Genomic DNA, 13,036 nt, shown 5'->3' on the forward strand with positions numbered 1-13,036 from the left:
AGGGCAGTCGCGCGCCACCCTTTCAAAACATCAACACCACAATATTTGCCGACTTGCGCCCCCTTTTTATTTTCCTTTTTCAGCAAGAAGGTATTGGTCAATACCAAGACACAGAATTTAAGAGCAGGCACGATTATGTTAGATCAAGCAATGAAGCAGCAGCTAAAAGCATACCTAGAAAACCTAAAAACCAATGTTCAGTTAGTGCTTAGCCTGGATGGCAGCGACACCGCGAACAAACTTCAAGATCTGGCGAATGACATCTCGTCTTTAACCGATAAAATTGAAGTGACTCGCGATGACAGCGCAAGCACTCGCAGCCCTATCATGCAGGTCGTGAACCAAGAGAAAGGCACCGCGATCGGTTTTGCCGGTTTGCCAATGGGTCACGAATTTACGTCACTGGTTCTAGCACTGCTTCATAGTGGTGGTCACCCTATCAAGCTTGAAGCGGACGTAATCGAGCAAATTAAAGAACTCGATCAAGAGCTTAATGTAGAGATTTTTATCTCGCTCTCATGCCAAAACTGTCCAGAAGTGGTTCAAGCCTTCAATATGATGTCGGCGATTAATCCTCTGGTTAAGACAACGATGATCGACGGCGCAGCATTCCAAGATGAAGTGAAGTCTCGCGACATCATGGCAGTACCAAGTGTATTCGTTAATGGTGAGCTATTTGGTCAAGGCCGTATGTCACTGGCTGAAATCCTTAACAAGGTTGATTCAGGCGCAGCGGAAAAGAAAGCAGCAAACCTAAACCAACAAGCACCGTTTGATGTATTGGTTGTCGGCGGCGGCCCTGCAGGTTCTTCAGCGGCAATTTATGCTGCACGTAAAGGCATTCGTACTGGTGTGGTTGCTGACAGATTCGGCGGCCAAGTGATGGACACCATGGCGATTGAGAACTTTATCTCAGTAAAAGCGACAACTGGCCCTAAATTAGTGGCAAGCCTTGAAGAGCACGTAAAAGAGTACGGTGTTGAAGTGATGACTGAGCAGCGCGCTGCAAACATCATTGCAGCAGAAGACACTGAAGACGGCTACATCCACGTTGAGCTAGAGAGCGGCGCAACACTACGAGCTCGCACGGTTATCACAAGTACCGGTGCTCGCTGGCGTGAAATGAACGTTCCGGGTGAGCAAGAGTACCGCAATAAAGGCGTCGCTTACTGCCCACACTGTGACGGTCCTTTATTCAAAGGTAAGAAAACAGCGGTTATTGGTGGTGGTAACTCAGGCATCGAAGCGGCAATTGATTTAGCGGGTATCGTTGAACACGTAACCGTACTTGAATTTGCAGACACATTGCGTGCCGACCAAGTGCTTATCGACAAAGCGAACGCAACACCAAACATCGAAATCATCAAGATGGCACAAACAACGCAAGTGATTGGTGATGGCAACCGTGTAACCGGTCTGGAATACAAAGACCGCAACACCGATGAACTTAAACAGATTGAACTCGCAGGTATCTTTGTTCAAATCGGCCTGATGCCAAACAGCGAATGGTTGAAGGGTTCGAAAGTTGAGCTCTCACCACGCGGTGAAATTGAAATTAACGCTCATGGCGCAACATCAATGAAAGGTGTGTTCGCAGCGGGTGACGTAACAACCGTACCTTACAAACAGATCATCATTGCGATGGGTGAAGGTGCGAAAGCAAGCTTAGGTGCATTTGACCACCTAATCCGTAACTCAGCTCCAGTTAAAGAGGCTGAAACCGCTTAACCTTTACACTGAAAAGCTTAAAGCTTTTAACTCAAGCTCCTTAAATATTTGTTAACTTAATTCTTTACTGTTAACGACTTAGTCGACATTTAGACGCCACTCCTATGGATTTAGGAGTGGTTTTTTTCTTTGTGATTTACGCCGGTTGATAAAGCATAAAGGCAACCACCATCGCTAAGCTTCCGCCCAAGCAACGGTTCACAAACATCATCTGTTTTGGTGATTGCAGTAGCTTTTTAAGCATGGTGCCGCAATACGCCCACACCAACATGCACGGTACACCGGTAATCACCATACCCGCGATAATGGTCACGACTTGAATCAAGTAATCTGCATTCGGAGTGATGAACTGCGAAAACACGGTTAATGACGCTATCCAACCTTTAGGATTTAACACCTGCACCAACACACCCGACACAAAGCCTGAACGATTGTCAGTGGTGCTTTCTTCGATTTGCATATTCGCAATCGACCACGCCATGAACAGCAAATAAGCCGCACCCGCGTATTTCAAAATGCTGTATAGCTCTGGGTAAAGGGTAAATAGGCTCACCAAACCGACACTAGAACCCGCCAATACGATGATGATGCCAACAGCGTTCCCAGAGATAAAAGGTAAAGTCGCAGCAAATCCATAACGACTTGAAATCCCAAGTAATGCGATATTGCCAGCCCCAGGGGTAATTGCAATTGATGTTGAAAATAGCAAGAACGCCAGCATTAATTGAGAGCTCATTTCCTCTCACTCCTAATAAGTAAAGTATTTATAGGGGGAGAGTTTACAGATTCGACTAGGAATTAAATTGCTATATAGGCTAATATTAATCCAAATTTGAGCAAGACTTTTCTAAAATAGCCATGAAACAGAAAGAATCCACCAAAGAAGTGTTAGATGACACAGATATCGCCATCTTAGAGCATATCCAGCAAGACGGACGCATGAGCAACAGCAAGCTCGCAGAGAAGGTCAACCTCAGCGAAACCCCATGCTGGCGTCGTTGGAAACGCATGGAGGAAACTGGCTATATCGATGGTTACGCCGCTAAGCTGAATCGTAAGAAATTAGGCTTTCATGTGGCTGGTTTTACTCTTGTGACCTTGGGTAACCATGAAGTTGAAAACACAGAACCATTCGAAGAATTTGTCGCGGTAACCGATTGGATTCCTATGTGTCACTGCATTGCAGGCGGCGCCGATTACATGGTGCAAGTGTTGGCCAAAGATTTGGAAGAGTACTTTGAGCGTATTAGCTCGATCAGACGAGTCAAAGGCGTGAGTGCGATTCAGTCGAACATCTCAGTAAAAGAGTTGAAAAACAGCTATCAGCTTCCTCTTGAGGACTAGTTCACTTCTTCTGATAGCCTTTTTCTTTTAGCAAAACAAAAGCCCAACACCCTAGGTTTCTAAAACTTAGGGGCTGAGCTTTGTTTATTTAGGTTCTGGAAGTGAGTGTACGCTAATTCCCCACACCACCGGTATTGTCTGGCTGAGTTTCTGGCGTCTTAGGTGGCCACTCTTTGAAGGTCGCTAGGTGTTGCTGTACCGCCGCTTGAGCCGGGCCAAATGCCCACATTTTTTGTCCCATCCATTTTAGGTACATGCCCGACTCTTCCGCCGCTCGCTCGTATGGGTCACGACGTAAGTTAAACAGCAATGGTGCGTTTAGCTCTTCTTTAGGGCCACTCCAACCGTGGTTTTGCACGATGAAATGCGCCTTCCAATCACCAACACGAACCGCTTGCAGCTTGTCTCGTTCGTAGTAGTAGATCTCTTTACGGTTTGACTCGCCTTTCTCGGTCAGCATATCCACTTGGTTGTAACCATCAAGGTGCGCTTTAAAGCCATCGTGACCTTTCAGCAGTTTTTCTTTTAGATCCGTTGGACCACCAGCCGCAGCGACAAGAGTGGGTAACCAATCCATACCATCAAAGATGCCATTGCCTACAGTACCCGCTGGGATTTTACCCGGCCAGCTAACCAATGCAGGGGCTCTTACGCCACCTTCCCAAGTTGTGCCTTTCTCACCGTGATAAGGTGTCATACCGCCATCTGGCCAAGTCATGATCTCTGGGCCGTTATCGGCAGTGAAAATGATGATGGTGTTGTCAGCAATACCGAGTTCTTCCATCTTCGCCATCATCTCACCGACGTGATCATCAAGATCTTTCATGACCACTTCTTGGAGTCCCCAACCGTTTTGACCGAGCATCGCTTCGTATTCAGGTGACAGGTGCGTCCAAACGTGACCGCGTGATGGACAGTACCAAATAGGTGTGAGATGGATAACGCAGATCAATAAGGATTGGAAGTTTCACGCAACCATTGATGCAGGGCTTGGTAGTGACACCAACTTTACCTCATCTCTGTTAACTGGCGTGCGATACCAGATAAACAGTTGGTCTGACTTAAATGTTGCCTACAAATCGACCTGGGTTGATTACGAAAACAAGGGGACCTTTGAATACGATACCGCATCGCAAGGGTTCCTGATTGGTTGGGCTGCTCATTTCTAGTCAAACAATAAGAGGTAAGCCTGATATCGTTAGGCTTACCTGACAATGTCAATCTTTCAAGAGTTAATGCCGGTTTTAACTAACGAACAAGCAAAACTACCCATCAACGACCTAGTTATTCACAGTGTTTGGAACTACGCACTCTTTCTTCATGATAGTTAAGCCGGCCTCGAGAGTTTCTGTCCAAGCTTGTTCGACGCTTTCATCGTAGTGAGGGTCATATTTTTTAACTGTATTGAGTAACGAATTGAACCACTCGTTGAGCTCAATCTCGGAAATATCCAGCCCTAGGTCTTTATGCCTTTTACCCAATTTCTTTACTGAGTTACGCACGCTTGGTAGACCCGCAGAGTTATAGATAAGAATGATCGAGGCTTTAAGCATCTTGGTTTGTTGCTCTAACCCTATATTTTCAAAACGTTCTGAAAACCTTGGGTTATGCTCGCAAAAATCAGCCAAAAACGTTTCGAGAAATTCTTGGTCAATCCGGCAGCGCTCAAAACTTTCATAAAACAGTTCGTTCGGTTTCATCTAGCCAGTCCTTTGCAAAATTTTGAGTTATCGGGAAGCTAACAAGTCCAGAGCCGCAACTTAGCCAACTCCGAACCATCAATATGATCTAAGTATACGCCACTGTGGCATAAAATGAACGATGGCATAACGTAAACTACGGCATAAAGTGCGTTGCACAAATCTTGTTTCCATCAGGATCTCGCAAATAAGCCATGTACAAGCGACGCTCGTCAGAACCTCTCGCTCCGGGGCCATTTTCAATGCTGGTACCGCCATTTTCGACGCCAACTCGATGCCACTCATCTACAACTTCAGGAGAAGGCGCAAGAAAACCCACCGTCATGCCGTTGCCGTGAGTCGCAGGCTGACCATCAATCGGCTTCGTTAAGCCCAACACACCCGTTTGGCTAACGTAAACACAGCGCCCTTTGGGATCAACAGAGCCTTCGCTATAACCAAGCACTTTCATGATTGGGTCATAAAAAGCCTTCGCGCGTTCAATATCATCGGTACCGAGAAAAACATGGCTGAACATAACTAACCTCTTCTTTTATTGAAAGAACCATCTAAACTAGACCTATAATTCGTGTTTGTCTAGGCACGCTATTCGGTCACAACTGTTGCTTAACCCATTGAGCAAACACCTGAAACTTAGTTCGCTGTTCCATGCCTTTCGGGAACTCAGTTAGTCTGTTCAACAATTCGTTGTGCGCCCTGCCCTTGGTCATGCAAGATATCATCAGGATTTAGCAAGTTGCACTTTTGCATACTCAAGCATCCGCAACCGATACAGCCGGTTAAGTTCTCTTGTAGCGATTTAATCTGCGCCATTTTACTGTCGAGTTGCCCCTGCCACTTCTTAGCAACGCGCTCCCAATCTCGCTTAGTCGCGGTATGGTTCATCGGCAGTGTCGATAATTCTTCGTTGATCTCTTCCAGCGTGAAGCCTATCGACTGCGCGACTTGGATCAACGCAATTCGTCTCAACATCGCCGACTGATAACGGCGCTGATTTCCGTTAGTACGAATCGAAGCAATCAACCCCTTGGTTTCGTAAAAACGTAACGCCGAAGGAGCCACGCCACTGCGCTCAGCCAACTGGCCTATGGTGAGGTATACGATGTTTCTCATTACGACACTATCCTTGAGATCATAAATATTTAAAGCTTACTTTAACTTTAGAGTAGCGACCTATTGTTACCTTAACCAATTAATGTCCTTAAACTTTGACAACGGGCGCAATGAAAAGCAATCGTGAACATGGCTGCTTTGTTTTATTGTGGTGTTCTCGCTCTCTAAATCTGACTCATGATCGATTTCAGGCTCTCGGCCATTTCGGCATTGATGATCTCACCCGTTTCTACATTAAAGTTGTCGTAGAAACTTGGCACCGACATCGACCCCTTCACATCTGCATCAAAGTAAGGTGCCGAATTTACCGCAGACGACAACACAGAGTTTGCGCCGCCTGGGCCTGGTGATGTGGAGAGCATCACAACAGGTTTGCCTTGGTACACTTTCATGTCGATTCGTGATGTCCAATCAAACACATTCTTAAAGGCTACTGTGTATGAGCCGTTATACTCTGCAAAAGAGATGACCACAGCATCTGCTTCGCCAATCTTGCTAAAAAAGCGTTGAGCGTGTTGATGAACACCTGAATCTTGCTCTCTTTTCTCGCTGTAAATTGGCATCTCGAAATCATTAAGGTCGAGCACCTCGACTTGCGCGCCTTCGACTAAACCTGCGGTGTACGCTGCAAGTTGTTGATTAATTGATGTTGTACTGTTGGTCGCGCCAATCGCTAATACTTTCATTGTTGATCCTTGTTCATTTTTCTCACCTTTTTGCACTCATGACTTCAATTACGGAGCTCAAAATTCATAACTGAAGATTCGTAACGTCTGTTTGATAACATCAAAACCTGCACTAGGCGACAAGGTGATAGATTGTGTTTTTAGATTGGGGATGATGATAAAACCTCAAGTTAACTTGAGGTAAAGCGATATTTTCAAAATATAGGAAATAGTTTAAAAACACTTATAAAGCAGTTGATTATGAAAGGTTTAACATAGGTTGGCATTACACAGGAAAAAGTCAGCACACCCAAAATACATTGAGTGTGCTTTATCGAAGTATTATTTACTTAAAGTGATTTAATGGACAGACACCAGAGTAAGCGACACCGGATAGCTCGGCCATTTCGCGATTCCATGTTGCCAAATCATGAGGGTTAAATTGATTCAAATGATCATGCCCACATGCCCTCGCCATCACTTGCATTAATTCTGTCGAGGCTTCAAAGAAGTTCTTAAGCTGGTTCGATGCTTTCTCGACATTCAAACGCTGACGTAAATCGGCTTTTTGAGTTGCAATACCAGCAGGGCAATTATTGGTGTTACACATTCTCGCCGCCACACAACCTATCGACTGCATGGCACTGTTTGAGATAGCGACACCATCAGCACCAAGCGCCATCGCTTTTACGAAATCCATCGGCACGCGCAAGCCGCCCGTGATGATCAATGTGACTCTGTCACTGACCCCTTGTTTATCGAGATACGCTCTAGCGCGAGCGAGTGCTGGAATAGTGGGAACACTGATATGGTCACGGAACATTTCTGGCGCCGCCCCTGTACCGCCGCCACGCCCATCTAAGATGATGTAATCGGCACTGGCATCAAGCGCGAACTGAATGTCTTCTTCGATGTGATTGGCACTTAACTTAAAGCCAATCGGGATACCGCCTGTCACCTCTCGAACACGGTCGGCGAACTTTTTAAAATCCTCGACCGTGTTAAGGTCGACAAAGGTGGGTGGAGAAATCGCTGCCGTGCCCGCTTCAATGCCACGCACCTCCGCGATCTTGCCTATGTTCTTCGCGCCCGGTAAGTGCCCGCCCGTTCCGGTTTTTGCGCCTTGCCCTCCTTTAAAATGGAAGGCTTGAACGTTTTTGAGTTTAGCTTCATCGTAACCAAACTGAGCACTGGCTAATTCATAAAAGTAGCGAGAGTTCGCCGCTTGCTCTTCGGGTAACATACCGCCCTCACCGGAGCAGATACCCGTCCCTGCGAGTTCGGCACCTTTCGCCAATGAGACTTTTGCTTCTTCAGATAGCGAGCCAAAACTCATATCAGACACAAACAAAGAGATGTCCAATTTGAGTGGCTTCTTCGCTTTGGGGCCAATAATCAGTTCAGTTCCAACGGGCACATTCTCCAGCAAAGGCTTGGTGGCCATTTGCGCGACCATCACTTCAATATCGTCCCAGTGAGGCAATAGATGTCTTGGAACGCCCATGGAGGTCATTGGCCCATGATGTCCAACCTTGGATAAACCATCACGCGCCAGTTGATGAATAAACTCGACGGTAGGTTCTTCTTTGGTTGCGCTCGCAGCTGGCGACAAATCTGGCGCAGCCGCTTGAATGTGAACCTCCGGGCCTTCTTGCCCAACTTGTTCCGCTGTGAACTGTTTATGTGTACCATCGCAAAAAGGGAGGTTGTTCGAATACTTACAGCGGCACAGGTAAGCGTCGCCGGTTTCCTCGGCCACGAAACTCTTTGGTTTGAAGCCCGTTCCTGCATGAGAACCATCACAAAACGGTTGGTTTTTCGATTTGCCACAGGTACAGAAGTAATACTCCTCGCCTTCGGTTAGCTCGACCTTAACGGGTTTGTTATCCGCTATTACTGGATTCTTCATAGTTCGCTCACCTTTTCTTTTTTATGATTTGATGACTGAAGCGATGACTTGCTCACAAGAGTAAAGTAAAGGTGAGATACGCGGCGAATTCAATAAATGAACCATAGAAAACAAGCTTAATGGACAGCCTCAAAACAGAAATCTTGCTGATTCAACACGAACAAAAATGGCCACCAAATCGGCAGCCATTGTGTTTTAAATCTGAGTGTCAGCTAAACGGGAAGGGTTAATCAAATAACTCGATGACTAACTTGTTGTCTTTAATCGCTAGATTAGGTTCCGATGACTTGATCAATGACTCTTGAACCTTGTTGCTGTCCAATTTGTAAACCGGTGACTGAGACAAAGCAAAGCCAATCATAGAAACGGCAGGCTTAAGTAACTTCTCTATCTCAGGAGAAAGCTGCTTTCCCTTTTCCTCAAAGCGCTCTAGTCGCAGCGACTTTAGATACACCTCACCACTCTCTTTGTCGTATTCGGGAATCGCGCTGAATTCGATATCCAGATCTAGCCCCATGTTTGGCATGTTAAACACTTGAATCTTTGCATTGGTATTCGCCAGAACAGACACACGCTCGGCATCAGCTCGACCAATTTGCACCGCTAAGTCATCAACCGCCACTTGCGCATACATAACGTTTTGCACACCGACTTCTTGTTCTAACATCACCGAATCTTGCAGGTAGTTCGTCATTTCTTGTTCAGTAACGCTGTAGCTGACACAACCACCTAGAACTAGCGCAGACGCTGCTAAAATGAACTTTTTTGCTACGTTAATTATCATCAATATCAGCTCTTTATCGTTAGTGATTAGCGCGGAGTTTACTGTGTGCTCATCAATAAATAAAACAGTAAAAACACGATATTCGTGAATACCTTTAATTAATAAGCACAAATATCAGTAAGTAAAGCACCTGATTGGCCTTCCTGCTTAAGACAACGCCATTTGTTAGTTCAAATTCGTCAAATTTGTGTAGTCGAATTAATTAAACTCTTCTAAGCTTATGGGATATTTAGGGGGCTTACTGTAGGTTTCATCATGGAGTCGAAACATGAAGAGTGAGCACAATGCCATCAGCGAGAGTATCACCTGAACCTAAAATTCGTTCTGTGGTTCTGCTATGTAACTCAACATGCCTGCACCATAATCAGTGGGCGGGAGAACTGCGCCTCCATAACTGGAAAGCTCAAATTGCAGAAACGACCGAACAAGCCATTCACTTGCTCAATTCCCACAGCCACTGCTGCGCACCAATTGTCGTTTCCTGTCTAACATCATCCTCGATCGACAAGCAATGTGAGCAAATATCAACGTTGAAGGCACGCTTTCCAAGTTTAAAAGCAATCGCTATCTTCAAACAACCACCAAGCCGAAACTTATCGCTCATTAAGCAAACCTATTGGGATTATTACCACCTACCAATTGATACAGAGTGGCTTTGTCGAAATTTAGGGCATGCGTATGGCATGGTAGACACCAAACAGAACAAACCTAAGCCTGCTTCATGCCATGAATATCAATTGGTGGGGAAATCCAGCACCATCCAACAACTTAAAAAGAAAATAACTAAGATCGCTAACAACGATTTCCCAGTACTGATTCAAGGGGAAACAGGTACAGGAAAAAGCCTCTGTGCACGTTTAATACATGAGGCCTCAGCCCGCTGTCAGAAACCGTTTATCGCTGTAAATTGTGGCGCAATACCACAGTCACTGGTTCACTCCGAGTTGTTTGGCTTTGAAAAGGGCTCGTTCACGGGAGCAAACAAGCGCTACGTCGGACATGTAGAAAGAGCGAATGGTGGCACACTATTTCTCGATGAGATCGGCGACCTGGAACTGTCGCTGCAAACTTACCTGCTCCACTTTCTAGAAAATAACTTGATAGAGCGATTAGGCAGTAACAACCAACTAACTGTAGATTGCCGTGTAATTTTCGCCACCAACGTCAACATAGAACAAGCCGTCGCGGCGGGTAAATTTCGAAAGGATCTCTTTCATCGGATCAATGTACTTCCATTGGATCTAGTGCCACTCAATGATCATAAAGAAGACATTGAAGATTTGATTCGATTTGAACTAAAACACAATTACGCATCCAAAATCAAACTGCCTAGTGACACCCTTGAGCAAATGAAACAGTACCATTGGCCGGGCAATGTCAGGGAGTTATTCAACTGCATAAAAAGAGCGATTGTTCTTTCTAACTCAAGCGCCCTTTCTACTCATCACATGGGGATTCAATTGAAAGGTGCATCGCTCGCCACTGAGAGTGACACTCGACTTTCTTCAAAAAATGTCCGTCGAGTGATTCAGCAACACCATTACAATATTTCCCAATCTGCTAAAGCGTTGTCTATTTCTCGGACAACCTTGTACAAGCTGATCAAAAAACATCAGATAGTAATTTAAGTCGCCTAGTTAGTTAATTACCTAACTAAAAAAAGCAGCCTAACGAACTAGGCTGCTTTAGAGTTTAGTTGTACTCAGTTAATGAAAGTACTTATGGCTCAGGAACAGTAAATGGACAAACATCACAGGTTGCAATGTTCGATGTTTCCATAAATGCTTCTTGCAAGAACAGCGAGTCAAACGTTGCTGTCACTTGATTCGATAGCATTCCGTCTACTCCAGTTGGTAACACATTTGGCGCATAAGTTTTGCTTACTTGTGTACACACTTGACCAATCGCATCACCAAAGTTCGGTATCCACTCTCCTTCACCCGTTTTACAAGCAAACAACTCAGGATCGGCACTTAATACGCTACATATATTACCAGCACCACACGTGGTCACATCCTCAAGATCATCACAAGGTAAAGCGAAGTCGAGGTAATAACTGCTGTTGACGACTTCGGTAGGTAAGTCAGAACGGCTCAAAGAGTCATCCTTAGAATCCACCAGCGATTCAATGGCCAATGGGATATCACCGGTATTACATATTTCAACATCATAGGTTTTCTTAAGCACAACTTGACCACTATCAACCTCTAAGAAGCTATTACATACCTTAGAAATCTCAACCATTGGACTCAAGTCGATTGGCGGACAATTGTAAGCCACAGGAGCTTGAGCATTCACGATAAGGCCATCAAGATCTACTGAACCATCGATCACACCAACGGCACCATTATTTACAGACAAGTAATTACCCATGAATGAGAATGACTCACCGACACTCCACACTTCATCACCGTTACCCACGACAGGAAGCGCACCTAATATTGGTGACTCAGATAAAAAGGCCACTTGGTAATCACCATTGGTGCCTAACGAACCAGGACCGGTGTTGGTGACCGTCACGGTGTAATCGATGTTAAACATGCCATCAACCGTAAAGCTGGTTGTGTTACAAGTCGCCGCTATACTGATGCTACATAAACTGAATGAACCGACAACGAAGTCAGCCAAAGATGCATCAATCGAACGTGAAGCTCGTGACTCGACTAAGAAGCTACTGAAGCAAGGAATATCCTCAATACCAAACTCATCATTCAACAGAGCTGACAAGTTTAATCGACCTTCCACAAAGCTCTCTGTCGGAATTGACGCTGTTTCACCAGTTTTAGCTAGGTAGTCCCAACCTTGCACGTTCGGTAGCGGTATTGCCCCGATAGAATCATCATTTGAAATCGCACATATCTTATCGACACCAACAGCGCCACTGCCACATCTTGCACCCACGAAATCATTCGATTTAGGGTCACCGTCTGTTTGGAAAATTCTCGTCATATTGTCGGTGACATCGCCATTATTTAAATCCCACTGAAACACTTCTATATAGGGATTACCGCCACTCGCCTGAGGAAATGAAATCAAGACAAGAATGTCTCCATTGACATGCTGCCCAACAAAGTCGCCCTTAGTTTGTCCATCTGGTAATCCTACTTGGTCTTGTAAGAACCAGAAACCAATATACATATCACCATTGTTGGCATATCGGTCTGCACCAAAGTAAATCAGCAAATCGCCTTCGCTTTCAAAGGCAGCAGCATACGCATTGGTAAAGTCATCTTTTGGTTGTGGTGACGCTGTACGGAACGCCCAATCCGTAATGTCGGAATCGTCTTTTGATCCCCCCTTCCAAAAAATTTGGTCGATACCATTACGGTCTTTTTGGAAAAATTCTGCAATCCCAACCATGCTGTTGGGATCATTTACATCGTCCCAATCAATACCACTATTATCACTGGTCGCATTACCATCAAGTTCCATCACATCAACCGTAGCCCACGCCAACTGGGGGCTACTAAACAACAAAAGCACACTGAGTAAATAATTTATAACCTTCATGTTCTCTCTCCATTTGTTCATACTTATGCTTTCAGGATGTTCTGCCCGCCCAAATTGGAGAAATCCTTTAGCAATTCGTAGGTTCGATAGAGCATATTCCAAGCCAACTTCAACTATCTGATTTGGTTGATGTTTATATATTTAAGGCACACCTCTATTGGACGTTTTGTTATCATTTGTCCATAAACAAGGGATTTGAGCAAATAATCAAGGACTTGAAAGGGTGAACAAAGTGTCAAAGTAAGACATCTTTAGAGCTTTGATTCGAGGAGAGTGATCTTTA

General features: G+C 45.1%; 11 protein-coding genes and 2 pseudogenes. 4 read left to right on the forward strand and 9 right to left on the reverse strand.

Translation table 11 applies throughout. The features are described 5' to 3' along the window. Positions 1-135 precede the first annotated feature (135 nt). Entirely contained in the window at positions 136-1,728 is a 1,593-nt protein-coding gene (gene ahpF / locus AB4133_RS03185; RefSeq protein WP_017065983.1) for an alkyl hydroperoxide reductase subunit F, read from the forward strand. A gap of 136 nt (positions 1,729-1,864) precedes the next feature. Here the strand turns inward: ahpF and AB4133_RS03190 are convergent, their stop codons facing one another. Continuing rightward, complete coding sequence (locus tag AB4133_RS03190) at positions 1,865-2,464, reverse strand: LysE family translocator (protein WP_017071831.1); 600 nt, start codon at positions 2,462-2,464, stop codon at positions 1,865-1,867. Positions 2,465-2,586: 122 nt separating this feature from the next. Between AB4133_RS03190 and AB4133_RS03195 the strand changes: the two genes are divergently transcribed. Then, positions 2,587-3,072: an Lrp/AsnC family transcriptional regulator gene (locus tag AB4133_RS03195; protein ID WP_102320540.1), complete on the forward strand. Its 486-nt coding sequence runs from the start codon at positions 2,587-2,589 to the stop codon at positions 3,070-3,072. A 112-nt stretch (positions 3,073-3,184) separates the two neighbouring features. Here AB4133_RS03195 and AB4133_RS03200 read toward each other — a convergent pair. Continuing rightward, positions 3,185-3,994: pseudogene (locus tag AB4133_RS03200) on the reverse strand (sulfatase-like hydrolase/transferase); the annotation flags it as partial. Between AB4133_RS03200 and AB4133_RS03205 the strand changes: the two are divergent. Continuing rightward, positions 3,990-4,241 (forward strand): annotated as a pseudogene (locus tag AB4133_RS03205) (DUF481 domain-containing protein); the annotation flags it as partial. The pseudogenes AB4133_RS03200 and AB4133_RS03205 overlap by 5 nt on opposite strands. Positions 4,242-4,352: 111 nt before the next feature. Here AB4133_RS03205 and AB4133_RS03210 read toward each other — a convergent pair. The 6 genes from AB4133_RS03210 to AB4133_RS03235 form a co-directional block, all read right to left on the reverse strand. Beyond that, positions 4,353-4,772 carry a globin gene (locus AB4133_RS03210; protein WP_017071826.1) on the reverse strand — a complete coding sequence of 140 codons (420 nt, stop codon included), beginning with the start codon at positions 4,770-4,772 and terminating at the stop codon, positions 4,353-4,355. A 136-nt stretch (positions 4,773-4,908) separates the two neighbouring features. After that, entirely contained in the window at positions 4,909-5,289 is a 381-nt protein-coding gene (locus tag AB4133_RS03215; protein WP_372122029.1) for a VOC family protein, read from the reverse strand. 146 nt (positions 5,290-5,435) lie between these two features. Beyond that, entirely contained in the window at positions 5,436-5,885 is a 450-nt protein-coding gene (gene soxR, locus AB4133_RS03220; RefSeq protein WP_372223960.1) for a redox-sensitive transcriptional activator SoxR, read from the reverse strand. 164 nt (positions 5,886-6,049) lie between these two features. After that, positions 6,050-6,571: an NADPH-dependent FMN reductase gene (locus AB4133_RS03225; protein ID WP_229648047.1), complete on the reverse strand. Its 522-nt coding sequence runs from the start codon at positions 6,569-6,571 to the stop codon at positions 6,050-6,052. Positions 6,572-6,896: 325 nt separating this feature from the next. Continuing rightward, positions 6,897-8,459 (reverse strand): glutamate synthase-related protein, encoded by a 1,563-nt coding sequence (locus tag AB4133_RS03230; RefSeq protein ID WP_372223962.1) that lies wholly within the window; start codon positions 8,457-8,459, stop codon positions 6,897-6,899. A gap of 226 nt (positions 8,460-8,685) precedes the next feature. After that, positions 8,686-9,243, reverse strand: a complete 558-nt coding sequence (locus tag AB4133_RS03235) for a DUF1439 domain-containing protein (protein WP_372223964.1) — start codon at positions 9,241-9,243, stop codon at positions 8,686-8,688. Positions 9,244-9,527: 284 nt separating this feature from the next. Between AB4133_RS03235 and AB4133_RS03240 the strand changes: the two genes are divergently transcribed. Further along, positions 9,528-10,871, forward strand: coding sequence for a sigma-54-dependent Fis family transcriptional regulator (locus AB4133_RS03240; RefSeq protein ID WP_136974205.1), 1,344 nt, complete (start codon positions 9,528-9,530; stop codon positions 10,869-10,871). Between the two features lie 91 nt (positions 10,872-10,962). Here AB4133_RS03240 and AB4133_RS03245 read toward each other — a convergent pair whose 3' ends face one another. Then, entirely contained in the window at positions 10,963-12,753 is a 1,791-nt protein-coding gene (locus AB4133_RS03245; RefSeq protein WP_136974206.1) for a hypothetical protein, read from the reverse strand. Positions 12,754-13,036 lie beyond the last annotated feature (283 nt).

Origin of the sequence: Vibrio sp. 10N.286.52.F8, from assembly GCF_041468745.1 — a bacterium.
Classification (GTDB): Bacteria; Pseudomonadota; Gammaproteobacteria; order Enterobacterales; family Vibrionaceae; genus Vibrio; species Vibrio crassostreae_C.